This window comes from Bacillus cereus group sp. MYBK108-1, assembly GCF_051917185.1.
Lineage (GTDB): Bacteria > Bacillota > Bacilli > Bacillales > Bacillaceae_G > Bacillus_A > Bacillus_A cereus.
The window spans coordinates 256,967-280,432 of record NZ_JBQAHZ010000001.1 but is presented as its reverse complement, the minus strand read 5'-3'; the positions used below and the strand labels follow the sequence as shown (position 1 = coordinate 280,432).

Sequence of the window (23,466 nt, the reverse complement as noted above, 5' to 3'; positions counted from 1 at the left end):
CTTTTATACGATGACAGTTGCTACATATGAAGTAGAAAAACAATTTTTAACATACGTGAAGAAGATACAGAATTACGGAGAAGCATTAAGTTTAATGTTTTGGGATTTAAGAACAGGTGCACCAAAAAAAGGTGTAGATCAGCGTTCAGAAGTAATTGGTATGCTTTCGTCAGAAGTGTTTGCTATGTCGACTTCAGATGAGATGGGAAACTATTTAACAGAGCTTGAAGCTTTAATACGTGAAGATAAACTTTCTGAAACAACGAAGAAAATGGTTGAAGAGTGTCGGAAAGAATATGATAGAAATAAAAAAATTCCACAAGCTGAATATGAGGCTTATGTGAAATTAGAAGCGAAAGCAGAGAGTGTGTGGGAAGAAGCTCGTGAAAAATCTGATTTCGAAATGTTCCGCCCATACTTAGAAAAAATTGTTGAATTTAAAAAGAAATTTATTACATATTGGGGTTATGAAACATATAAATATAATACATTATTAGACATGTATGAGCCAGGTATTACAGTAGAAGTTTTAGATCACGTATTTGGTCAACTTCGTGAGCGCATCGTGCCGCTTGTAAAAGAAATCTCTGAGTCTAAAAAAGGATTAAAAACAAGTGCTTTATCGGAACAATTTTCAAAAGAAAAACAAAAGAACTTTACATTAGAACTATTAAAGCAATTGAATTATGACTTTGAAGCAGGTCGTCTTGATGAAACAGTGCATCCTTTCGAAATTACATTAAATAGAGGGGATGTTCGTATTACGACACGCTATGATGAAAAAGATTTCCGTATGGCTGTATTTGGAACAATTCATGAATGTGGTCATGCAGTATATGAACAAAACATTGCAGAACAATTTGAAGGTACACCACTTTGCAGTGGTACATCTATGGGTATTCACGAATCACAATCATTATTCTTTGAGAACTTTATCGGCCGTAATAAATCATTCTGGAAGAAAAATTATGATTTATTAAAAGAGTATAGCGATGGTCAATTTGATGATATGTCAGTCGATGAGTTTTATGATGCAATTAACGAATCGAAGCCGTCATTCATTCGTATAGAAGCAGATGAGCTTACATACCCGCTTCATGTTATGGTGCGTTATGAATTAGAGAAAGAATTATTTGATGGTACATTACAAGTGAAGGACTTACCAGCAGCTTGGAATGATAAGATGGAAGCATATTTAGGAATTCGTCCGGAAAATGATGCACAAGGTGTATTGCAAGATGTTCACTGGGCTGGTGGCTCATTTGGATACTTCCCATCTTATGCGCTTGGTTACATGTATGCAGCGCAATTTAAGCAAAGAATGTTAAAAGACATTCCGAACTTTGATGCATTATTAGAAGAAGGAAACGTAACACCGATTCGTGGATGGTTAACAGAACATATTCACCAATATGGTAAAACGAAAAAGCCGCTTGAAATTTTAGAAGATGTAACAGGTGAAGGCTTAAATGCAAACTACTTAGCCGATTATTTAGAAGCGAAATATAAAGAGATTTATGAGTTGTAAAAAAAGAGCTGCTTAATTGCAGCTCTTTTTTAAAGGGGGATGGGAGAATGGACTATACATATACAGTAATGACGCAAGAAGAAGCAGAAGAAATTGCATACAACTGGCATCATGAAGGGAAATATTCCTTTTACGATATAGAGGCAGATGAAGAAGATTTAGCTGAATTTTTACATGATGAAAGTAGAGGGAATCATACATTTTCTGTGAAGGAAAATGGCACTCTCATTGGTTATTTTACTGTTTGTAAAATAAATGACGGAACGGTTGATATTGGTCTTGGAATGAGACCTAATATAACTGGGAACGGATTTGGTTTACAGTTCTTAAACGCTATACTAGCTTTTAGTAAAGAAAAATATGGATGCAAGTATATAACACTATCAGTAGCTATATTTAATGAGAGAGCGATTAAAGTGTATAAAAGGGCAGGGTTTGAAGTAGTTGGAACGTTTATACAGAAAACAAATGGTAGTTGTTTTGAGTTTTTGAAAATGAATTATATATGTAAAAATGATTAAAAAACAGAAGAATCTCCTTCTGTTTTTTTATGCAGAAATAAATCATACTTTTTGTAATTGGAAGTTTTGAAATTTTGGAAGAGGATGTGTATGATTGAAGTTTAATAGTAAATAGCAAGTTTAGTAAGGAGAGACAGCATGAGTATAATTAAAACGAAAAATGAAATAGAGTTAATGCATGAATCTGGAAAATTACTTGCTTCATGTCATAGAGAAATTGCGAAGATGATGAAACCAGGTATTACTACAAAAGAAATTAATACGTTTGTTGAAGCATATTTAGAACAGCATGGTGCAACGTCTGAGCAGAAAGGGTACAACGGATATCCATATGCGATATGTGCATCTGTAAACGATGAAATGTGTCATGCGTTTCCGGCCGATGTTCCTTTAACTGAGGGTGATATTGTAACAATTGACACGGTAGTAAACTTAAATGGGGGTCTTTCAGATTCTGCTTGGACGTATAGGGTTGGAAAAGTTTCTGATGAAGCAGAAAAGTTGTTGTTAGTAGCTGAGAATGCTTTGTATAAAGGAATTGACCAGGCGATAATCGATAACCATGTAGGAGATATTGGCTATGCAATTGAAAGTTATGTAACAAATGAAGGTTTTTCTGTTGCAAGAGACTTTACGGGACATGGAATCGGTAAAGAGATTCATGAAGAACCAGCAATTTTTCATTTTGGGAAACAAGGACAAGGACCTCAGTTACAAGAAGGAATGGTAATTACAATTGAACCGATTGTAAATATAGGTATGCGATATTCTAAAGTAGATTTAAATGGGTGGACTGCACGAACGATGGACGGGAAATTATCAGCTCAATATGAGCATACAATTGCGATTACAAAAGATGGGCCAATCATTTTAACGAAGTTGTAATTGGGAATGAAAGAGTTTGCAAAACTCGAACGAAAATAGTAGTTTTTAAAAATTTGTACGTGTTTTTTCGATAAATGCTTTTCAAAGCATAAAAAGTACGTTATAATCCTTCTATAAAATAAATAGTTAGCTACACTCATATAATCGCGGGGATATGGCCTGCAAGTTTCTACCGAAGTACCGTAAATACTTTGACTATGAGTGAGGACGAATATAATTGCTTGTTTAGCATTCTTTTTTTGCGAAACTCCAAAAGCGCGTCTCTCACTTGTAACGAGTGGTGGCGGCTTTTGGAGTTTTTTTATTGCATAAGAGGGGGAACAAACATGAAAGTATTACAAGAAAAGATTTTGAACGAAGGAAAGGTTTTATCTGGTGACGTATTAAAGGTAGATGCTTTTTTAAATCATCAAATTGATCCAGTACTTATGCAAGAAATCGGAAAAGAATTTGCCAAACGTTTTAAAGAAGAGAACATTACAAAAATCGTGACGATTGAATCTTCAGGCATTGCACCAGCAGTTATGGCTGCATTAGAGCTTGGTGTAAAAGTAATTTTTGCACGAAAACGTAAATCGTTAACGTTACAAGATAATATGTACGTTGCAAACGTATATTCATTTACAAAACAAGAAACAAATGAAATTTCATTATCTCGAAATCATATCGATGAAAATGATCGCGTGCTAATCATCGATGACTTTTTAGCAAACGGTCAGGCTGCTTTAGGTTTAATGAGTTTAGTAGAGCAAGCAGGAGCAAGTATTGCAGGAATTGGAATTGTTATTGAAAAAGCATTTCAAGACGGAGGAAAGAAGCTTCGTGAACAAGGCGTTCGTGTTGAATCACTAGCAGAAATTGCATCACTTGATAACGGCACAGTTACATTTGTACAGCAAGAAACTGCGGAGGTGAAATAAACGATGAAGCAGCATCCATTTAAAATTGCATCGCTTGGTATGCAGCATATGCTGGCAATGTATGCTGGAGCAATTATCGTTCCGCTTATTGTGGGCGGTGGACTTGGTTTAAATCAAAAAGAATTAACATATTTAGTCTCAATTGATTTATTAATGTGCGGCGTTGCGACAATTTTACAAGCATTATCAAATCGCTTTTTCGGTATAGGACTTCCCGTTGTACTTGGTTGTACATTTACAGCCGTTGGACCGATGATTGCGATTGGAAAACAATACGGTGTGTCTTCAATTTATGGAGCAATTATTGCTGCTGGGTTATTCGTTGTTATTTTTGCGAAATTATTTGGAAAACTTGTAAAACTGTTTCCACCTGTTGTAACAGGATCTGTTGTTACTGTAATTGGAGTTACACTTGTTCCAGCAGCAATTAATGATATGGCTGGAGGAGTAGGAAGTAAGGATTTCGGTAGTCTTGAAAATTTAGCATTAGCATTTGGTGTGTTATTATTTATCATCATTATGTATCGTTTCTTTGATGGATTTATTCGTTCAATCTCTATTTTACTAGGTCTATTGTTCGGTACTATCGTTGCAGCGTTTATGGGGAAAGTAAGTTTGCAAGCGGTTGGAGAGGCGGATTGGTTCCACGGTATTCAACCATTTTACTTTGGTACACCAACATTTGAATTAACACCAATTATTACGATGATTCTCGTTGCTTGTGTAGGGATTGTAGAAGCAACGGGTGTATACTTTGCATTATCTGATATTTGCAATAAAAAAATCGGTGAAAAAGAATTAACAAAAGGTTATCGCGCAGAAGGATTAGCGATGGTGTTAGGTGGCATTTTCAACGCGTTCCCATATACAACATACTCTCAAAACGTAGGACTTGTTCAATTAACTGGAGTAAGAAATCGCGTTATTATTTATACTTGCGGTGGTATGTTAATCGCACTTGGTTTCATTCCTAAAATCGCAGCTATTACAACAATTATTCCGAAATCAGTACTGGGCGGTGCGATGTTAGCGATGTTCGGTATGGTTATGGCATATGGTATTAAAATGTTAAGTAGCGTTGACTTCGGAAGACAAGAAAACTTATTAATCGTTGCATGTTCTGTCGGAATTGGGCTTGGCGTAACAGTCGTTCCTACATTATTTTCACAACTTCCAGAAAGCATTCGTATTTTAACAGATAACGGAATTGTACTTGGAAGTGCGTCAGCAGTACTTTTAAATATCGTATTTAATATGGTGCCGCAGCGCAAAGTGAAAGTAGAAGAAGAGCCAGTATCTATGCAAAATGCAGTAAGAGAAGCGTAAAAAAGCAAGGTCTCGTTATGAGACCTTGCTTTTCTTTTTAAGTGGCATCATTTTCCCGTAAGTACCAAGACGCCAAATGTACTCAAGTGGCCCGTATTGGTAATGTGAAAGCCACCAGCGGCTAATAAAGATTTGTAACGTGTAGAAACTAATGCAGAATATTGGTCCAACCCATAATGGAGCAGGATAATAATTTTTAAGAAATAGACCAAATACAAGTAATGTAACAATTGTATGCGAGATGTAATTTGTTAATGCCATTCGTCCAACGTATTGGAATGGACGTAATAACGTTTGCCATTTTTCTTTTTGTAATAAACGCATTAGTGTGAAAATGTAGAATATGAATAACGTTTTTCCGCTAAACATTGTAAAGACCTGCATATAAATTGGTTCATAAAATGGTTTTGATAAGAAGTAACGAACCATGAAGAACCACATTGGTAATGTAAAAAAGAACATAATAATTTGCCATTTTTTAAGCTTTGGATCTAACTCTTTCGCGCGGCGGAAAATATCCTTTTTGCCGGCGTATAAACCAAGTAAAAACAGCCCAACTGTTTCTGGGAGCATAAGTAAATTTAATCCAATTCCATCAGCGTAAAATGCATGGAAACGATTTTGTATTTGTGACAGCCAGTCTTCTAATGGCATGATAGGTAAGGAAAAACCTAGCTCTTCCTTTGGTACCAATGCAACCGTAATACCAGCCATTAGCATAATGAATTGAAAAATACTCAATAAAACGATAGCCCATATTAAAATAGTACGAGGTTCTCTCTTATAAAATAAAAATAAGAAAAATCCAGCAATCGCATAAGTATGTAAAATGTCTCCGTCCCATAAAAGAACGTAATGTAAGAAACCGAATAATAATAAAATAAGTAAGCGGCGAACAAATAAAATTTTTGGATGATCTGTTTTCGCTTCAGCACGACTCATAAAAATATAAAAACCTAATCCGAATAAAAACGAAAAAATTGTATAAAATTTCGTTTGAATAAACATATCGTAAAATAGGCGAATGTAGCTGTCTATCCCTTCGTAAATTCCTGAAAGATCACGTGAGTCAACCCCGGCGATAACAGGCCAATTCACAAGAAAAATACCTAGTACAGCTATTCCTCTAATAATATCAATGGAGTGTATCCTCTCGCCTTGTGTGAGATTTTGTGTCATTTTTTTCCTCCTTGTTAAGTAATTCCCTTTTATTATACGAAATGTAAGGTGGAGGGGATAGGGGATATTTCCATTTTTTTAAACTGTTAAGTTATGTAGGATGAGATATAATAAGAGTGCACAACAAGTTTTAACCTTTTTCAAAACAGGCAGTAAAGCTCCTTCTTATAAGGAGCTTTCTTTATGAAAAGTGTTGATAATGATTCTCTTTAATGATAAACTGTATTCAAAAGTGATAATCATTATCAAAAAAAGGTTGGTGCGTAAGTATGGTATATGCATTAGTAGCAGGTACAGTCGCTGTATATGCAGTTATTGCGAAGTATGTTTTAAATGGAGTAGGAACAGCAAAATGAGTGATATGACATAAAATCCCTTTCATTTGTAAAAAGAATGAAAGGGATTTTTTATTTTTAATGAGAATATGCTGAAAATTTAGTATGATAGTAAAGTGAAACTGTAATCAATGGGTAGGTGTAACTCTCACTGGTTATGAGCTCGCAAATAGCGGGGAAAAGTATATACATCTTGGATAAAGGGGAACAAGGGGATGACAAACATAGTACAGACAAACGGTATGAAAAAACTTGTTTGTTTTTATGAAGAGTGGCAAAAACACGGCGATGCAGAGAATAGTTTAAAGTTGTTTGAGGTAATTCAAAAATATAAACAAGAACAGCTTATGATAGCGTTCTGCGGTCACTTCTCTGCAGGGAAATCAACGATGATGAATCATCTATATAAAGCGCAGTTGTTACCGACAAGTCCAATTCCGACAAGCGCTAACGTTGTCAAAATTGAAAAAGGAATGGATCGTGTTGTTGTAACGGTTAAATCTGGAGAGCAGTACGAATATGACGGTGCATATTCAGCAGAAGAATTAAAACAAATTTGTAAAGACGGCGATGAAGTAATTGGTGTTCATATTTATCGAAACGACGCGCCGATTCCTGAAGGGGTTATGTTAGTTGATACACCAGGGATTGATTCAACAGATGATGCCCATCAATTAGCGACAGAGTCGACACTTCATCTGGCAGATGTCATTTTTTATATGATGGATTATAATCACGTCCAATCGGAAGTGAATTTACAATTTGTTAAAGAATTGAAACAACGTAATAAAACGGTTTATCTCGTTGTAAATCAAATAGATAAACATAAAGAAAATGAATTATCGTTTGAGAATTATAAAGATAGTGTAAAACAATCATTCTCTAACTGGGATATTGAAGTAGATGGTGTTTATTATACGTCATTACGAATGATGAACCATCCACATAATGAAATTAGAAGCTTAGAAGCGTTAATTACTTCTATTATGAAAGAAAAAGAGCAGTATGTAAGGAATGGAATGGAGCGAGAAACAGAATATTTAATGGGGGAACATTTCTCGTTTATTGTTTCTGAAAATGAAAAAGCTCTCTTGAAATATGAGGAAGAGTTAGCATCACCACTTTCTATTTCAGAGGTAGTTGAAAAGAAGGAAGAGTTAACGGAAGCGAAAAATCGTGAGGCAAGTAAAGAATCTTATGTGAGAAATGAATTTATAAAAGGTTTACAAGCTATATTAGATAACGCATATTTAATGCCGTTTGAAATGAGAGAATTGGCAAATGCATATTTAGAAACGAAATTAACAAAATTTAAGGTCGGTTTGCTATTTGCGAAAGGAAAGACGGAGCAAGAAAAACAAAGACGTGTAGAGGCGTTTTATTCTGCCCTTCAAAAGACTGTTGAAACGCAGCTTGATTTTCATGTGAAGGAATTTATTGTAGCCTTCTTAAAAGAAGAAGGATTGTTCACGGAGGAAATTGGGAAAGACATATATGGGTTAGAAATTGCTTTCGGACCAGAAATGTTGGCTGAAGTAATTAAACAAGGCGCAGGTTTCACAGGTGATTACTTACTTCTTTATACAGCGGATGTAGCGAATGAACTGAAGAAACGTTATTTTATAAAAGCGCAGCAAATTTTTGATAAAAGTGCGGTCGTTTTAAAGCAAAAGGTGAGAGAAGCAGTTGCTCGTATTGAAGAAGAGATTGAAACATATACGATGCTGCAAACGGCGAAAGAAACACAATTACAATACAGTAACAATTTGGAGGCATATGAAGACTATTTACGAAATGTTTGGCACGATCATGTTGCTACGCCTGAAGGGCTGCAAATAGATGAGATATTGCAAAGGGAAAAGCAAATTGTTAGTGAGAAATTTACACTACAAGAGCAGGAAATCGTAAGCGATAACGTAGCGGTTCATGAAGAAGAGCTGAAAGGAACGGCGGCTTTAAATATTCAGCGGATATTAGAGAAAGTGAAAAAAGCTGAAACGATATTAGAGCCATTGCCAGCGCTGAAACATGTACAGCAAGAGGTAATAGAGAAAAGAAGACGTGTGGAAACAAAACAATTTACAGTAGCGTTATTCGGGGCATTTAGTGCTGGAAAATCATCATTTGCCAATGCCTTACTCGGTGAGAAAGTACTTCCTGTATCACCAAACCCGACGACGGCAACGATTAATCAAATTTTGCCGGTTACAGAGGAAAAACCACACGGAACAGTAATTGTTCAGTTTAAATCAAAGCAAGCGTTATTAGAAGATATGAAAGCTGTTTATAAGCTGTTTCATTATGAGATTGCTACGTTAGATGAAGCGTTAGCACAAATTGATAAAGTTATGAAATATCCTTCACCAACTGGGAAGCAAAAAACAACATTTAGCTTTTTACGAGCGGTACAAAAAGGATATGATGCAGTTTCTACTTATTTAGGAGAACAAGTACAAGTTACATTAGAAGAGTTCTCTGATTATGTAGCGAATGAAGAGAAATCATGCTTCGTTGAGTATATGGAACTTTATTATGATTGTGCTTTAACAAGGCAGGGAGTAGCGCTTGTAGACACACCTGGAGCGGATTCTATTAATGCTCGCCATACGGATGTTGCATTCCAGTATATTAAAAACGCAGATGCTATTTTATTTGTAACATATTATAATCATGTATTCTCTCGTGCTGACCGTGAATTTTTAATTCAGCTTGGTCGTGTAAAGGATACTTTTGCCCTTGATAAAATGTTCTTCTTAATTAATGCGGCGGATTTAGCAGAGTCTGAAGAAGAACTTGAAATGGTAAAAGGTTATATCGCAGATCAGCTGCTGCAATACGGTATTAGAAATCCGCGTTTATTTGCAATTTCAAGTTTATGTGCGCTTGAAGAGAAACAAGGAAAGAATGTTGAAAAAGAGAAGTATGGTATTTTACAAAACTCTGGGATTACGAAGTTTGAGGAATCATTTACGTCCTTTATGATGAGAGATTTAATGCTTGTTTCTGTGCATGCTCTATATGGTGCTTTGCAAGGGGCAGATCAGCTTTTAGTAAACATGATAAAGGGTGCAAAACAGGGGAATGAAGAGAAAGAGAAGCAAACGAAAAAATATGAAGCAGAGCGTGATCAACTACTTCATATCATTTCATCATATAGTGTACTTGCTGAAGAACAGGCGATGCAAAATGAAGTGAAAGAGTTGCTTTATTACGTGCAACAGCGTCTATTCCTACGCTATAACGATGTGTTTACTGAATTTATTAATCCGGCGTCACTTCGAACGGATGGAAATGTGAAAACACAATTGCAACAGTGTGTTATGGAATTAGTAGCATTTATTCAGCATGATTTATTGCAAGAAATGCGTGCGACATCATTACGCCTTGAAAAATGGATAGACGAAGCGATGAAGCGTGCAAAGGACGAAATTGTAGTGAACTGTAAAGTAGAAAATGAATCAATTTCTATGAATGGAACAGTGGAGTATGAATATAAAGATATTACACATAAAGAACCGTTCCCTTCAGTTGAAATAAAAGATTTCAAAAAAGCACTGGCACATTTTAAAAATGAGAAAAGCTTTTTTGAAAAGAATGACAAAGCTTTTATGCAAGAAGACGCTAAATCTGTATTAGAACCGTTCGTATCAAACTATGTAGCTGATGAAAAAGATTTATTTGTTCATCATTATAAGCAAGAGTGGGATATGAAGTGGAACTTATTCCAAAAAGTGATGCAGCAAGATGTGATGAACTATTATGAAAGTATATTGTTTGCATTGGCTGAAACGATCGATGTATCTCTATATGAACAAAGTAAAGAACAATTGCAAAAGCAGTTAGTAGAGATTGAAAAAGAAATTTATGTTATATAGTCGTTATGAGAAAAAGATTCGTTCAATTTTCTTTTGCAGTACAGTATCTAAAGATTTTACAAATCCAGCAAATTCATCGGTAGAAATCATATGAGTAAGAACGAGTCGTCTGCCATCTGGTGTTTCACCGCATAAGACGAATGAAGAAAATTCATATGTTTTGTTTTCAACTACTAATTTTGGATAGGAATACGTGTCGCTTTTCTTCTTCTTTCCATCAATAGAGATGACGTTGCATTTTTTCTCATTGTTGTCCATGGTGAATCCCTCCTTTCTATTACTTATGGTAGACAAGGAGGGTTTAGAACAATAGAGAAGGGGGAATTTTTTATGTCTGCTGTAATAGAACGTATTCCAAAAGAGGCTATACCGAAGTCTTTATTGCTACTTGCTGATCCAAGTGAACGGCAAATAGCTACGTATGTACAAAGAGGATTAACATACGTAGCTAAGCAGGGGGGGAGCGTTATCGGTGTATATGTTCTTTTGGAAACAAGGCCAAAGACGATGGAAATCATGAATATTGCGGTTGCAGAGCATTTGCAAGGAAAAGGGATTGGGAAGAAGCTATTAAGGCATGCTGTAGAAACTGCTAAAGGATACGGTATGTCAAAACTTGAAGTTGGTACAGGCAATTCTAGTGTTTCACAACTTGCTTTATATCAAAAATGTGGATTTCGTATTTTTTCTATTGATTTTGATTACTTTTCGAAGCATTATGAAGAAGAGATTATTGAAAATGGGATTGTATGTCGTGATATGATCCGGCTTGCAATGGAATTGAATAAAAACGTATAACTATTTAGGGGGAAGAGAAGATGGAAGTACATAAAGCAATTACAGCACATTCTCGTAAACAAAATGAAAGTGTAAAAGCATGTTTACAATTAGATGCACAGCGTGAAGCAGCTATTGAAGCTGCCGTATCTCTTGCGTCAAATGGGAAAGAATTTTCGGTTGATGTCATTAATGTTGTAACGAAGCAAATTAATGATCTTGCAAAAAATGGTGTTACCTTGCAGCGTAAATATGTTACAGAAGAAATGGTTATGGAGTATGTAAGTCGTTTGAAAGAGAAAGAAGGTCTTTAAAGATGATAGTTACAGTCGAATGGTTACGTGAGCATATAGAAGATGAGAATGTCCGTATAATCGATTGTCGTTTTGATTTAGCGAATCCTAATTGGGGTAGAGAAAAGTATGAAGAAGGACATATTCCTCATGCGTTATATTTTGATTTGAATTTAGATTTATCAAGTCCTATAGCAGAACATGGTGGCCGCCATCCTTTACCAAATATTGAGGAGTTTGCAGACAAGCTTTCGGAGGCTGGTATTGATGAGCATACGACAGTAATTGCGTATGACAGTCAAGCCGGTGCAAATGCTGCTCGTTTATGGTGGTTATGTAACTATGTAGGACATGAGAAAGTATATATATTAGATGGTGGTTTCCCGGCTTGGAAAGAGAATGGACTACCGACAACAGCGGAAATTCCTGTTGCTATACGAAAAACATTCAAAGCTAATATACAAGATCATATGCTTGTAACGATGGAAACGGTCAGAGAGAATATCCGTGCAGGTGCGGATGTTACATTAATTGATTCAAGAGAGCCGAAACGTTATGCTGGTGTAGAGGAACTTGTCGATCATAAAGCAGGACATATTCCAACAGCGGTAAACCATTTCTGGAAGGATGGAATGTTGCAATCAGGACAATTTAAGAATGAAGCTGGGCAACAAGAACGATTCCAAAATCTGTCGAAAGATAAGGAAACAATTGTATATTGTGGTTCTGGTGTTACGGCATGTCCAAATATCGTTGCATTAAAATTGGCTGGATTCCAAAATGTAAAATTGTATGCAGGTAGCTGGAGTGATTGGATTTCTTATCCAGAAAATCAAATTGCAAAAGAAGAAGATTAATCACTTGCATGCAAAAATAATTTGTATTAAAATAAGGTCACAAGCAAGAGATTGCTCGAAAAACTTTGTATTTTACACATTGGAAACAATGTGATAATATAACGACAAGTAAATAATACATCCTGCGGTGTGCGTAACTTATTTATGTCTAAAACCGATGTTAGTTATACGGAAGCTCAATATTTAGCGACCATCATCAAGCCTTCCTTGTGGAGGAAGATGTACGGTAACTGTGAGGGCATCCACCTGCGAGTAGCGGGTTTTTGGACATTTACGAGGAGCGGCACGTGCGGGGGTCTTATTTCAACTAACCTTATATAAAATTCCTACGGTGTACGTAGCTTATGCATGTCTTAAACCAATAAGTTTAATATGGAAGTTCAATATTTAAATGTAGCTAACATGCCATCTTTTTAAGAAGGAAGTTACAAACATTTGTGAGAGCATCCACCTGTGAGAGCAGGTTTATGGACATCTAGAGAGAACGGCATATGTGGGGCTATATAAAAACCTTACGTTTTATACGTAAGGTTTTTTTGTTGCATAGATATATCAATATTATCTTGATTCACCTGTGAAGTTTCCGTAATAAATGTAGCACTTTCTGTCTTCATCAATCTCTCTTGAATCTAAGGAGAACTCCATAGACATGCCGTCTCGCTGAATATATATAATATCTGAATGAAGAGATGGTAAAATTTCTTCATAGTTCCATACATCTTGACTATCTACTATGTTTGAACTCGTTTCACTTAGTTCTCTAATTTCAAAACCGATGTAGGAGTATGTAGGGTCTGAAGGGTCATTTGCGAAAACTTCTTTTTGAATATAAATAACTGCTGTTCCGTCTGGATCAACCGAAGTTGCAGTAACAACATAAGTATTTTTCTCTTTAATAAAATATTCACAAGTCATGCGTGCGATAATTTCAGAATTAGAAATATTGGCGTAGTTCCATAAAGCAGGATACCCTTTCGTTTCATCATTAAGTCGATATTCTAAGCGCATTTAATCCCTCTTCTTCCTTTTTCTTCTACTTTATCATGCCATCCTATATAATAGGAATAGAATTTAAAAAGGGGAGTGCGAAGGTGACAAAAACGAAATGGCTAGTAGGTGGTGTCGTAACGTCTTTAATGACTGGCACTTTATTTGGTTGCGCACAAGATCTTCCCCCAAAACCGAATGATAATAGTTGTTCTGATTGGGATTGGGATGATGAACTTGGGGTATGGCAGTGTGATGATAGTAGTTCAGGTTATCGTGGGCATTATTTCTATGGTGGGCGATACTATCAAAATAAATCCACTTTTAAAAATTCATCGGCGTTTAAATCGTATCAATCGTCTGCTGAATTTAAAGGTGGAATTGGAAGCGGTTCAAAGGGAGGATTTGGGGGCTAAAATATGTCGCAATACATAAGGGATCGAAAAGAATTTTATTTAAAATATCCGGATTTTTGGTCGGATTTATATGAATGTGAGTATAGTTTGTTTCATGTTTTTTCTATAACAAATCAGACTTTGGATCAATTACACTTAGCGACTGAACGAATGGGGAAAATATTTTTTAAGACTGCTAGACTGCTGCGTAATTTAAGTGACGAACAGCTTCTAGATCTTGGCTTTCCATCCGCGAGTTTATCTTTCATTAGAATGAAAAGGCTCTATCCTGAATCTGTAATTTCGCGATTTGATTTTGCTGTAACAGAGGATAACAAAATCAAAATGCTTGAGTTTAATAGTGATACACCAACTTTTATTGTGGAATGTTTTCAAATGAATGGGAAAGTATGTGGAAATCTAGGCTATGATGATCCAAACTCGGATCAAGAACGATTGCTATCTTCTGGTGTAACGAAAGCAGTAATGGAAGCGACAAAGGGATTAGATAATCCAAATGTTGTTTTTACAGCACATCATGAACATATCGAGGATTGGAATACCACTATGTATTTAAGTCAGCTATGCCATGTTGAAAATAAAGTAGTGCCAATGTCAGAACTTAGAATTACAAAGGATGCTCTAGTCGATAAAGATGGGGCGAAGATTGATGTTTTATATCGCCAAACATATCCGATAGAAGATTTAATTGAGGATCAAGATCCTGAAACAGGAGATTTGGTAGGTGTGGAATTGTTACAACTTGTAAAAGCCGGAAAGCTTTTTATAATAAATCCTTTGTCAGCATTTTTACTTCAGCCAAAATCAATTCAGTGTCTTATTTGGGGGTTAGCAGAAGAAGAGGCCTTTTATACAAATGAGGAACAACAGTGGATTAAAGAATATATGTTACCTACATATTTAGAACCAGATTTATTTTTAGGAAAAGGTTCTTTCGTTCAAAAACCTTCATTTGGGAGAGAAGGAGATACAATTACGATTCGCGATAAAGACGAAAATATTATGCTTCAAAATGCACACCAAACATATAAAGCGTCACTGCCGATATTTCAAAAGTATATCGAACTGCCAGTCGTATCCTTGGAAACAGAAAAAGGGATCGAGAAACTGTCATATGTGTTTGGTTCGTTTTTAATTGCTGGAAAAGCGAGTAGTATCGGTATTCGTGCGGGAGAAAAGATTACAGGAAATGAATCGTACTATTTACCGGTAGGTATAAAAAGGAGGGGGAAAAATGATTAATTTTTTATTATATTTAGTAGTAACACTCGGCCTTTTATGTATAGGTCTGTTCTTGATGGAAGTGACAACGAAAGTAAAGGAATTTAAGTTAATGGCTCAAGGAAATAAGGCGGTAAGCTATGTGCTTGGAGGACGATTACTTGGGTTAGCTGTTGTTTTATATTCGACAGCAGCTAATTCAATTTCACTTCTTGATATGATTTCGTGGGGAGCAGTTGGGGTTTTGGCTCAAATTATCGTCTTTTATTTAGCTGAGTGGCTTACACCACGCTTTAATATAAACAAAAGTCTCGAAGAAGATAATCAAGCAGTCGGTCTTTTTCTTATGTTTTTATCGCTTTCAATTGGGATTGTAATTGCTGGTTGTATAACTTATTAAAAACTTTACGTTTAAACGTAAAGTTTTTTATTTTATTCCGTAAAAGCCCGATTGGTGAGGGCTAATAATCAGTGGGGGATGAACAAAACCCCCACTGATTAAAGTTACACTTTATATACGTTAGTTTGCCATACCTTTTGAAAAAATTGTAGGCTACGGTTGACATCTATTTTAAATAAGAGTAACATTTTCAATGTAATGAAAATAAGTCTCTGTTAGGTGAGGCTCCTGTATAGAGAAATGCTACTGCCCAAAAATGTCGAGAGACGCCAATGGGTCAACAGGAATGATCGAATTAAGGTTTTTCTTAACGTAGCTGGTAATGTACCTATGCTATACAGTGCTAAAACTCGGTGAGGGAGAGGTCCGTAGATTTCTAATTATATTAGAAATCGTTTATTTGTGTATGTAATGGCCGCTACTCTCTTAAGGGTAGGGGTCTTTTTTGTTACCAAGCTATGAGTAATTTCATAGTATAAACTATAAAATTAAACGAGGAGGTGAGGAGCATGTCAAATTCTGACTCGGTTCCGTTACCCATATACTTCAAATCAAAAATATATGATGTAGGCAGGAAACGATTTGTTCCTCCCTCTATATTTATCACAATGTAGCGTTTATAAAACGCGAGAAACTTTCACAGTAAAGTGGATAAATTGAGAAACAAAGCGTTTCTTCCTATGTTGTAAAGGAGGAGACGATAATATGTTATATGCAAACAAAACTGTGGGTAACACGTCATATAAACTGAGTAAAAAATCAATAAAAGAACAAACAATGCTCCAAAAAAATAAAGATTTATTAATTGAAATTGCAACAAGAGATGTAAAATCTGTATTTGCATATTTTAAAACAACAAGAGACGGACTATCAATGAAAGAGGCACAAAAACGTATTCAAGTATATGGCCGAAATGAACTAACTTCAAAAAGAGCACTTCTCGCAGAAGTAATGATGAAGCTTGGTGGCATGATTCCAGGTTTTTCAAAACAACGTGTGTGTGATGAATTACAACGTGAAACGATTACTGTATCTAGAGTAGAATGTTCTAGTAGTACAGGGCTAAATAGTAAACTGAAAATGATGGAGATACCAGTGCAAGAACTTGTACCTGGAGATATGATTTTTCTTTCGGCTGGAGATGCTGTGCCAGCTGATGTACGTATTATTTATGCAGATGATTTATTAGTGAATGAGTCTGTGTTAACGGGAAACGAAGCGAATATAGAGAAGTTTGAGAGCTGCTATCACCTTGAACGTAAACGATTTATTCCATTAAAACGGATGAAAGATTATAATCCACTTGAGCTTGAAAATGTATGTTTTAAAGGTTCGCATATCGTTAGTGGAAATGCAAAAGCTATCGTTGTTTCTACTGGAAAAAATACGTATTCAGGCATATTGCATACTTGTTGTAGTAGAACGTCTTAATGTGTTAATGGTGCTAAATATACAAAAACAATGTATAATAGACAAAGTTGAGCAAAAACGTAGAATGGTAATCTATTTATATAACCTTACGTGATAACGTGAGGTTATTATTTTTTTAATAGGAGAGGAATTATGAAAAAAGTATTATTAGTTGATGGTATGGCACTATTATTTCGTGCTTTTTACGCAACAAGTGTCTACGGACAATTTATGAAACGACAAGATGGAACCCCTACGAACGGGATTCATGGTTATATGAAACACTTGTTAACAGCTACGCAAGCGATCGAACCAACACATATCGTTACATGCTGGGATATGGGAAGTACGACATTTAGAACAGAATCGTTCTCGAATTATAAAGCAAATCGTGCAGCGCCACCAGAAGAATTAATTCCTCAATTTGATTTAGTGCAAGAAATGACTGCGAAATTATCCATTCCAGTTATCGGTATGAAAGGCTACGAAGCGGACGATTGTATCGGTACGCTTGCAAAACAATACTGCAATGAAGCTGAAGTTTATATTTTAACTGGTGATACAGATTTACTTCAACTTGTTGATAAGAACGTTACAGTTATGCTTCTGCGTAAAGGAATTGGAAATTACGAATATTACACACCGGAGAGAATCATGGAAGAAAAAGGTGTAGAGCCGTGGCAAATCGTCCATGCAAAAGCTTTCATGGGAGATACAAGTGATAATTATCCAGGTGTAAAAGGTATCGGTGAAAAAACAGCGTATAAGCTTATTCAAGAGCACGGAACAGTATCCGCTGTACTAGAAAATGTAGAATCATTAACAAAAGCGCAGCGTACGAAGATTGAAAGTGATTTAGAGAACTTAAATATTTCGTTGCAATTAGCACAAATTCACTGTGAAGTTCCAATTTCATGTTTACTAGAAGAGGGATTACACACAATGGATGAAGAAAAACTTAGATTTGTTTGTGAAGAAATGAATTGGGGAAGACCTGAAATATTAATAAATATGCTATAAATAGTTTGGAAAGAGGGATGTTGCATAAGTCGAACTTTGACTTGGTGACACCTTCTTTTTGTTTTTGTAAACAGTATTATAGTAAATAAAATTATGTCGAACTCAATTTTAAATATATAAATGTTTCGATAAGATATAATGATAAAAGTTGATGAAAATAGTAATTTTTATAATGAAGTGAATTAATTTCAACATAGTTTTAGAGAGTCTTTTTTTCGTGTTCACAAAGTTGTCAGAAAATAAACGGAATTTTCATATGAAGTTCAAATAGAATTCACAACAATCAATTATTATAAGGACACACAGATAATTCTTTATCTTTTATATAAACCATCCCCCAAGGAGGACAATGAAAATGAGAAAAAAAGTGAGAAAATCTTTTAAACAATTATTAATTGAAAATAAACAATCACTATTAAATAATAAAGAAAATATGAAAGAAATTGAAGAGAGAATTGAGAAACGACATGTAGCATATAGTGGTGCTAGTAATTAAATAAAATAAAAAAGATAGCCTATGCAGGCTATCTTTTTTATTTTATATTGAAAAAACTCTATTCATCTCTTTAATTTATGTAAATTTGCAAGATATTTTTATAGCGTTTTTCTATCAATATTACTCATTTTTCGAGGTTGAAATTGGTATATACCAATTTTTGAGATTCGCTATTCATAATATTACAAAAAATGTTACAATACACTCAAATTTATACTATAAAATCATTTTAATATGAAAAATTGGAATGAAAAGAAAGGAGAGGAATATGAATAAAGATGTCGCTTTGAAATGATTATTATCATTTCATTAGGAGTTGATGTAAAAAGATGAAGAGATACGAGGAATTGGATTCTATAAGAGGGATTTCTTCATTAATAGTAATGATCGGTCATCATTTAATGATTTTTTCAGCATTTCAAAATTACAGTTATGAAGATAATAAACCATTTGTTGTGTATCTATTAAAAGAAACGCCTGCTCGTCTAATTTTTAGTAGTGGTAATGAATCTGTTATTATCTTTTTTGTTTTGAGCGGATTTGTTTTGTATGAATCTATTCAAAAAACCTATAGTAGTTATGGATCATACCTTTTAAAACGTATATGCAGAATATACATTCCCTATATTGTAGCACTAATTATAGCTATTATATGCCAGACTACAATTAGTGGATATGGTATTTCTTATTTAAGTGAATGGTTTAATCGCTCGTGGACGATTGAAAGTTCTTCAAGTTTAATAGCGCAACATATTTTATTGGTTGGGAAATATAATACAGATGCATATAACGGTGTGATTTGGTCACTTGTCCATGAAATGCGAATATCAATAATTTTTCCGCTAATTTTGATGATTTGCTTACGAAAAACGTTGAGGTGTTCATTACTATTATTGTTTAGTTTTAGTATATGTTCTGTCGTAATATTATTTTTGTTTCGCTCGGGCTTAACATTAACAAGCTATGCATTAACGTTGCATTATACGGTGCTGTTTTTACTAGGGGCACTAATTGCGAAGTATAAAAATAAATTAATAGTTTTTTATAGTAATTGTACTAAAAACACGAAAATTGCATGGTTTTTATTTGCGATTTTACTTTTTATGTATGAAGGGCTTATTGGAGAAATAAAAGTGCTCAATAATTTTATATTTCGAGACTACGTAGTGGCGATAAGTGCAAGTCTATTTGTCATATTAAGCTTGTCAATATCAACTTTGTCGTCCTTGCTACGCAATAAATACTTGTTATATTTAGGGAAGATTTCTTACAGTCTTTATTTATACCATATTATATCGTTGTTTTCCCTTATATACATGCTCCATGAAATATTACCGTTGCCTATTATTTTAATTTTTTCCCTTATTTTTTCGTTTATACTTGCAATACTTTCGTATATATATGTAGAAAAATTTGCATTCAGAGTCGGAAACTATGTAACAAAACAAGTGGATAGAAAGAAGAGAGGGTTATCTGTAAAGGGTGACTTGCAGGATGTTATTCAGAAAAGGGCGGTGAAATAATTGAAGCAAGAAATGAGTATAAAAGATTTTCAACAATTATTGAAAAGAAGATTCGTAACGATTATTTTAACGATGTGTTGTTTAACCGCTTCTTTAGTTCTTATCTCTATGTATGTTTTAAAGCCGTCATATCAATATTCAATGCAAATTCTTGTTGGGAATTTAGATGAGTTTAATAAGGAAAATTCAACAAATAAAACACAAGAAAATAAGCAGCTAGTAACATCGTATGTTGATATTTTAAAAAGCCCATTAATTATTTCAACAGTCAAAAAAACTTTGGGATTAGAGCAATCAAGTTATGAATTAGCACAAAAAATTTCGGTGGTGAATATGGACAACTCACAAATTGTAACTGTTACAGTAAAAGATTCCAATCCGAAAGTCGTGAAAGACATTGTAAAGACATTGGCAGAGCAATCACAACAAAGTTTTCAACAGTACACAAATGTACAAGGTGTGAAAGTGTTGACGGATCCTGAGTTACAGGAACAGGCTGAAAAATTGTTTCCAAAATTTCAACTGATCATTCCTATTTCCTTAATTGTTAGTTTTTTTGTTGGGATAGGTTTAGCTGTATTTCGAGATTATTTTGATGAACGTATATACACGGAACAAGATTTAGAGAAAATAACAACAGTCTCTGTTATTGGTCACATAAATATGAAATCGAATAGAAAAAAGAAACCTACAGAGGTTGATAAACAATCATCTATATATCGAGGTGAACATGTCGATGTTTAGGACAAAGAAACAGCTGCCATTCGATCTGCATGATGATCTGATGAAGGAGCAGTTTTATACGGTGTATCACGATCTGAAAAAAACTGGAAAACAACTGTTCACAGTTAGTTCAACGAAGGACAGAGGGGTTGTTGCCTCGCTTATAGTAAATATGGGTCTAGTGTTTGCGGAAATGAAGAAAAAGGTGTTACTTATTGATGTGAATTTTTCTGACCCTAAATTACATGTATTATTACAAAGTGATCACATGATAACAGTAAACGATATAATAAGCTCTTCCCCCTACAATTATGAATCTTTTTCTAGTAATTTGTCTAAATACTTATATTGTATTCCTGCAAAAAAAACAGTACACACAGGGACGCCCTTAGTTGCTATGGATGAATTTGATAATGCGATTGCTAAGTGGAAAGAAGATTTTGATTACATTTTCTTTTATTCTTCTGAAGTATTTGATCTTCCTGCTACGCACATTATTGCAGAGAAATGCGATGGAGTGGTCTTAGCAGTTAAAAAGCGAAAAGATTCACTACGTACAGTGCAAAAAGTAATAGCGGATATAAATAGGAAAGAATGTGAATTAATAGGTATAATTTTATATTCTTGAATGTGGGGGTAACGATCCATGATTCGTGAAACCAATCAAGCCAAGTTGTATACGATTCCGGCTCAAGAAAAGCCTAGCATATTGAATCGAAGTGTAAAACGCTTGTTTGATATTATATTTTCACTCATATTGTTACTATTAACGATACCAATTATGTTGTTCTTTTGTATTATGATTACTTTAGAAACATCAGGGGCTCCAATTTACTTTCAAGAACGTTTAGGTATAAACGGGAAGAAGTTTAATGTATTTAAATTAAGATCAATGGTAAAGGATGCTGAAATAAATGGCCCACAATGGGCAAAAGAACATGATTCAAGAATTACAAAAGTTGGATTGTTTATACGAAAAACGAGAATTGATGAATTACCACAACTTTTAAATATTTTAAGAGGAGATATGTCTTTTGTAGGTCCTAGACCAGAGAGAGAGTTTTTTTATAATGAATTTGATGCGTATATTCCAGAATTTAAGGAACGTTTAATAGTAAAACCAGGATTAACAGGATGGGCACAAATAAATGGAGGGTATAATCTTGATCCAAAGGAAAAGTTGAGGCTTGACATGGAGTATATTGAAATGAAAACATTTCGGATGGACATCCGTATTTTATGTAAAACCGTTTTAATTGTATTGAACGGTAATGGTGCAAGATAAATATGTAAACAAACAACATATGTAAGTAGGTTACTTGCAAAGGAGAACTTGTATGGGTAGATCTATTCTAAACAATATTATCCATCTATTTTATAGTACAATTTTAGCTAACCTTCTTCAGGCCGTCAGTTTAATTGTTTTAGCAAACTTTTTTAACGCACAACATTATGGGATGTTTAGTGTTGCCATAGCAGTGACGTTTGTTATGTTATTCTTTACAGACTTAGGACTTAGTAATACGTTTCTTCGAGAAGGGGCAAAGGATGGAGCAGATTTAGAGCAGATTTTATCATCGTATATAAAAATAAGGATGATTCTACTTATTTTTATTTCTATCATCGGTTATATTGCTATTCATTATATGTATGCGGATAAAAATTTAATTTATATGATGATAAACGTAATGTTTTTCATGTTAATAGGATTAACTTGGCAAAACATAGGGATTGCCTATTTTCAACTGACGGAACGTATGAAGTATATAGCGCTCATAAAAGTTGTATCAGCATCAGTTGTCATTATAATTACATGTTTTTGTATTTTCGGAGAGTTACCGGTGTATGTAACGGCTCGTTTATATGCTTTTGGGTATATGATCGGTGGTTTATTTAGTATATATATCATGAGAAGAAAGACGAAAATGAATATGAAAGTCGTAATTCATAAAGCGTTATTCTGGCAATTAACTCCCTTTATTATTAGCGGTTTTTTAATAATGAGTACGCCACAATTAGCACCTATCTTACTTAACTATACATTGCCATTAAGTATGGTAGGTGTTTTTGCAGTGGCGTACCGGATGCCGGCAGCTTTATATCAAGTACCAGGGGTAATTGCAGGTGCGTTTTTTCCGGTGCTCTTTAAGCATTATAACCAGAATAATTTAGAAGAGCATACGAAATTAAATTTGCTTCAAATTAAATCAATGGCGATTGTAGGAATATGTATGACGATCGGTTTATATCATTTAGCACCATACTTTATTTCTATATTTTTTCATGAGGAATGGAGCAATGCAGTAGAACCACTCCGAATATTATCATTTCTTATTGTGCTACAAAGTTTAAATATTGCTATTGCTGACGGTTTAACGACGAGTGGATGTCAAAATAAGAGAACTGTTGTGCAGTGTGTAGCATTGGTGATAGGTGGGGTTATGCTGTATAGCTTTAGTAGTCTTGGTGGAGTGATAGGAGCAGCATACGCTATGGTTTTATTTGAAATAGTCGCTTTAGTGGGATATATAGCAGTGAGTGTAGTGAAGAAAAAAATTGTATTCCAAATTGTAATACCGTATACAATTTATTTTGGTGTAACCTTTATTGGAGTGCAATATATATTGCATACATATCATTTAATTGCGCTTGTTCTTAATATATTAATTGTACTAGCTGCCATATTCCTATATGATTATGAGCTAAAAAAACTTCTTCTTTCTTTTATAAGAAAAATACGCAAAAAGGATTATATTACGAAACAGGGGATATAG

At 34.6% G+C, this 23,466-nt stretch carries 23 protein-coding genes, 2 other RNA genes and 2 riboswitches; of the genes, 22 read left to right on the top strand and 3 right to left on the bottom strand.

Annotation, left to right across the window (positions count from 1 at the left end; all coding sequences use genetic code 11):
- The first annotated feature begins 10 nt into the window (after positions 1–10).
- The 5 genes from ypwA to pbuX all read left to right on the top strand — a co-directional run bounded on the left by ypwA (position 11) and on the right by pbuX (position 5,180).
- Entirely contained in the window at positions 11–1,528 is a 1,518-nt protein-coding gene (gene ypwA, locus ACTFSL_RS01370; protein ID WP_088338537.1) for a carboxypeptidase, read from the top strand.
- Between the two features lie 47 nt (positions 1,529–1,575).
- Complete coding sequence (locus ACTFSL_RS01365; protein ID WP_088338536.1) at positions 1,576–2,049, top strand: GNAT family N-acetyltransferase; 474 nt, start codon at positions 1,576–1,578, stop codon at positions 2,047–2,049.
- A gap of 138 nt (positions 2,050–2,187) precedes the next feature.
- Positions 2,188–2,934 carry a type I methionyl aminopeptidase gene (locus tag ACTFSL_RS01360; RefSeq protein WP_000022484.1) on the top strand — a complete coding sequence of 249 codons (747 nt, stop codon included), beginning with the start codon at positions 2,188–2,190 and terminating at the stop codon, positions 2,932–2,934.
- Positions 2,935–3,050: 116 nt separating this feature from the next.
- Positions 3,051–3,152, top strand: a riboswitch (purine riboswitch).
- 108 nt (positions 3,153–3,260) lie between these two features.
- On the top strand, positions 3,261–3,854 hold the full coding sequence (locus tag ACTFSL_RS01355; RefSeq protein WP_000866483.1) for a xanthine phosphoribosyltransferase: 594 nt from the start codon (positions 3,261–3,263) through the stop codon (positions 3,852–3,854).
- A gap of 3 nt (positions 3,855–3,857) precedes the next feature.
- Positions 3,858–5,180: a xanthine permease PbuX gene (gene pbuX / locus ACTFSL_RS01350; protein ID WP_048538184.1), complete on the top strand. Its 1,323-nt coding sequence runs from the start codon at positions 3,858–3,860 to the stop codon at positions 5,178–5,180.
- 15 nt (positions 5,181–5,195) lie between these two features.
- Here the strand turns inward: pbuX and ACTFSL_RS01345 are convergent, their stop codons facing one another.
- Positions 5,196–6,359, bottom strand: a complete 1,164-nt coding sequence (locus tag ACTFSL_RS01345) for a DUF418 domain-containing protein (protein WP_088338535.1) — start codon at positions 6,357–6,359, stop codon at positions 5,196–5,198.
- A gap of 550 nt (positions 6,360–6,909) precedes the next feature.
- On the opposite strand from ACTFSL_RS01345, the gene ACTFSL_RS01340 reads away from it, so the two are divergent.
- A complete protein-coding gene (locus tag ACTFSL_RS01340; RefSeq protein ID WP_119683162.1) occupies positions 6,910–10,569 on the top strand; it encodes a dynamin family protein in 3,660 nt (1,219 codons plus the stop codon).
- Between the two features lie 3 nt (positions 10,570–10,572).
- Here ACTFSL_RS01340 and ACTFSL_RS01335 read toward each other — a convergent pair whose 3' ends face one another.
- The gene (locus ACTFSL_RS01335) at positions 10,573–10,827 is read right to left on the bottom strand and encodes a DUF3931 domain-containing protein (RefSeq protein WP_000369740.1); all 255 of its coding nucleotides are present in this window, start codon (positions 10,825–10,827) and stop codon (positions 10,573–10,575) included.
- 72 nt (positions 10,828–10,899) lie between these two features.
- On the opposite strand from ACTFSL_RS01335, the gene ACTFSL_RS01330 reads away from it, so the two are divergent.
- The 5 genes from ACTFSL_RS01330 to ssrS (ACTFSL_RS01310) all read left to right on the top strand — a co-directional run bounded on the left by ACTFSL_RS01330 (position 10,900) and on the right by ssrS (ACTFSL_RS01310) (position 13,000).
- Entirely contained in the window at positions 10,900–11,367 is a 468-nt protein-coding gene (locus ACTFSL_RS01330; RefSeq protein WP_088338533.1) for a GNAT family N-acetyltransferase, read from the top strand.
- Positions 11,368–11,387: 20 nt separating this feature from the next.
- Complete coding sequence (locus ACTFSL_RS01325) at positions 11,388–11,660, top strand: YpbS family protein (protein WP_000451817.1); 273 nt, start codon at positions 11,388–11,390, stop codon at positions 11,658–11,660.
- A 2-nt stretch (positions 11,661–11,662) separates the two neighbouring features.
- The gene (locus tag ACTFSL_RS01320; protein WP_000637556.1) at positions 11,663–12,496 is read left to right on the top strand and encodes a sulfurtransferase; all 834 of its coding nucleotides are present in this window, start codon (positions 11,663–11,665) and stop codon (positions 12,494–12,496) included.
- Positions 12,497–12,612: 116 nt separating this feature from the next.
- A non-coding RNA gene (ssrS, locus tag ACTFSL_RS01315) (6S RNA) lies at positions 12,613–12,795 on the top strand.
- A 21-nt stretch (positions 12,796–12,816) separates the two neighbouring features.
- Positions 12,817–13,000, top strand: a non-coding RNA gene (gene ssrS / locus ACTFSL_RS01310) — 6S RNA.
- Between the two features lie 54 nt (positions 13,001–13,054).
- Here ssrS (ACTFSL_RS01310) and ACTFSL_RS01305 read toward each other — a convergent pair.
- Complete coding sequence (locus ACTFSL_RS01305) at positions 13,055–13,504, bottom strand: hypothetical protein (RefSeq protein WP_001235523.1); 450 nt, start codon at positions 13,502–13,504, stop codon at positions 13,055–13,057.
- A gap of 83 nt (positions 13,505–13,587) precedes the next feature.
- Here ACTFSL_RS01305 and ACTFSL_RS01300 point away from each other — a divergent pair, with 83 nt between their 5' ends.
- From ACTFSL_RS01300 to ACTFSL_RS01250, 11 genes are all read left to right on the top strand, one after another.
- Positions 13,588–13,899 carry a hypothetical protein gene (locus ACTFSL_RS01300; RefSeq protein WP_000169030.1) on the top strand — a complete coding sequence of 104 codons (312 nt, stop codon included), beginning with the start codon at positions 13,588–13,590 and terminating at the stop codon, positions 13,897–13,899.
- A 3-nt stretch (positions 13,900–13,902) separates the two neighbouring features.
- Positions 13,903–15,141, top strand: coding sequence for a glutathionylspermidine synthase family protein (locus ACTFSL_RS01295; RefSeq protein ID WP_088338531.1), 1,239 nt, complete (start codon positions 13,903–13,905; stop codon positions 15,139–15,141).
- Positions 15,134–15,520, top strand: a complete 387-nt coding sequence (locus ACTFSL_RS01290; RefSeq protein WP_088338530.1) for a DUF350 domain-containing protein — start codon at positions 15,134–15,136, stop codon at positions 15,518–15,520. Before ACTFSL_RS01295 ends, ACTFSL_RS01290 begins: the two co-directional genes overlap by 8 nt.
- A gap of 204 nt (positions 15,521–15,724) precedes the next feature.
- Positions 15,725–15,890, top strand: a riboswitch (M-box (ykoK) riboswitch).
- Positions 15,891–16,225: 335 nt separating this feature from the next.
- Positions 16,226–16,951, top strand: a complete 726-nt coding sequence (locus ACTFSL_RS01285; RefSeq protein WP_088338529.1) for a P-type ATPase — start codon at positions 16,226–16,228, stop codon at positions 16,949–16,951.
- A gap of 132 nt (positions 16,952–17,083) precedes the next feature.
- Positions 17,084–17,950, top strand: a complete 867-nt coding sequence (locus tag ACTFSL_RS01280; protein WP_000757073.1) for a 5'-3' exonuclease — start codon at positions 17,084–17,086, stop codon at positions 17,948–17,950.
- A gap of 355 nt (positions 17,951–18,305) precedes the next feature.
- Complete coding sequence (locus ACTFSL_RS01275; RefSeq protein ID WP_001228048.1) at positions 18,306–18,446, top strand: FbpB family small basic protein; 141 nt, start codon at positions 18,306–18,308, stop codon at positions 18,444–18,446.
- A gap of 329 nt (positions 18,447–18,775) precedes the next feature.
- The gene (locus ACTFSL_RS01270; RefSeq protein ID WP_088338370.1) at positions 18,776–19,969 is read left to right on the top strand and encodes an acyltransferase family protein; all 1,194 of its coding nucleotides are present in this window, start codon (positions 18,776–18,778) and stop codon (positions 19,967–19,969) included.
- Positions 19,970–20,713 carry a YveK family protein gene (locus ACTFSL_RS01265; RefSeq protein WP_065382081.1) on the top strand — a complete coding sequence of 248 codons (744 nt, stop codon included), beginning with the start codon at positions 19,970–19,972 and terminating at the stop codon, positions 20,711–20,713.
- Positions 20,700–21,320: a CpsD/CapB family tyrosine-protein kinase gene (locus ACTFSL_RS01260; RefSeq protein WP_119683163.1), complete on the top strand. Its 621-nt coding sequence runs from the start codon at positions 20,700–20,702 to the stop codon at positions 21,318–21,320. Before ACTFSL_RS01265 ends, ACTFSL_RS01260 begins: the two co-directional genes overlap by 14 nt.
- 18 nt (positions 21,321–21,338) lie before the next feature.
- Entirely contained in the window at positions 21,339–21,977 is a 639-nt protein-coding gene (locus tag ACTFSL_RS01255) for a sugar transferase (RefSeq protein WP_000617653.1), read from the top strand.
- 52 nt (positions 21,978–22,029) lie between these two features.
- The gene (locus ACTFSL_RS01250) at positions 22,030–23,466 is read left to right on the top strand and encodes an oligosaccharide flippase family protein (RefSeq protein WP_006928695.1); all 1,437 of its coding nucleotides are present in this window, start codon (positions 22,030–22,032) and stop codon (positions 23,464–23,466) included.

Coding starts and splice junctions, on each gene's coding strand:
- ypwA (WP_088338537.1), top strand. CDS start 11: ATGACAGTTGCTACATATGAAGTAGAAAAACAATTTTTAACATACGTG.
- ACTFSL_RS01365 (WP_088338536.1), top strand. CDS start 1,576: ATGGACTATACATATACAGTAATGACGCAAGAAGAAGCAGAAGAAATT.
- ACTFSL_RS01360 (WP_000022484.1), top strand. CDS start 2,188: ATGAGTATAATTAAAACGAAAAATGAAATAGAGTTAATGCATGAATCT.
- ACTFSL_RS01355 (WP_000866483.1), top strand. CDS start 3,261: ATGAAAGTATTACAAGAAAAGATTTTGAACGAAGGAAAGGTTTTATCT.
- pbuX (WP_048538184.1), top strand. CDS start 3,858: ATGAAGCAGCATCCATTTAAAATTGCATCGCTTGGTATGCAGCATATG.
- ACTFSL_RS01345 (WP_088338535.1), bottom strand. CDS start 6,359: ATGACACAAAATCTCACACAAGGCGAGAGGATACACTCCATTGATATT.
- ACTFSL_RS01340 (WP_119683162.1), top strand. CDS start 6,910: ATGACAAACATAGTACAGACAAACGGTATGAAAAAACTTGTTTGTTTT.
- ACTFSL_RS01335 (WP_000369740.1), bottom strand. CDS start 10,827: ATGGACAACAATGAGAAAAAATGCAACGTCATCTCTATTGATGGAAAG.
- ACTFSL_RS01330 (WP_088338533.1), top strand. CDS start 10,900: ATGTCTGCTGTAATAGAACGTATTCCAAAAGAGGCTATACCGAAGTCT.
- ACTFSL_RS01325 (WP_000451817.1), top strand. CDS start 11,388: ATGGAAGTACATAAAGCAATTACAGCACATTCTCGTAAACAAAATGAA.
- ACTFSL_RS01320 (WP_000637556.1), top strand. CDS start 11,663: ATGATAGTTACAGTCGAATGGTTACGTGAGCATATAGAAGATGAGAAT.
- ACTFSL_RS01305 (WP_001235523.1), bottom strand. CDS start 13,504: ATGCGCTTAGAATATCGACTTAATGATGAAACGAAAGGGTATCCTGCT.
- ACTFSL_RS01295 (WP_088338531.1), top strand. CDS start 13,903: ATGTCGCAATACATAAGGGATCGAAAAGAATTTTATTTAAAATATCCG.
- ACTFSL_RS01290 (WP_088338530.1), top strand. CDS start 15,134: ATGATTAATTTTTTATTATATTTAGTAGTAACACTCGGCCTTTTATGT.
- ACTFSL_RS01285 (WP_088338529.1), top strand. CDS start 16,226: ATGTTATATGCAAACAAAACTGTGGGTAACACGTCATATAAACTGAGT.
- ACTFSL_RS01280 (WP_000757073.1), top strand. CDS start 17,084: ATGAAAAAAGTATTATTAGTTGATGGTATGGCACTATTATTTCGTGCT.
- ACTFSL_RS01275 (WP_001228048.1), top strand. CDS start 18,306: ATGAGAAAAAAAGTGAGAAAATCTTTTAAACAATTATTAATTGAAAAT.
- ACTFSL_RS01270 (WP_088338370.1), top strand. CDS start 18,776: ATGAAGAGATACGAGGAATTGGATTCTATAAGAGGGATTTCTTCATTA.
- ACTFSL_RS01260 (WP_119683163.1), top strand. CDS start 20,700: ATGTCGATGTTTAGGACAAAGAAACAGCTGCCATTCGATCTGCATGAT.
- ACTFSL_RS01255 (WP_000617653.1), top strand. CDS start 21,339: ATGATTCGTGAAACCAATCAAGCCAAGTTGTATACGATTCCGGCTCAA.
- ACTFSL_RS01250 (WP_006928695.1), top strand. CDS start 22,030: ATGGGTAGATCTATTCTAAACAATATTATCCATCTATTTTATAGTACA.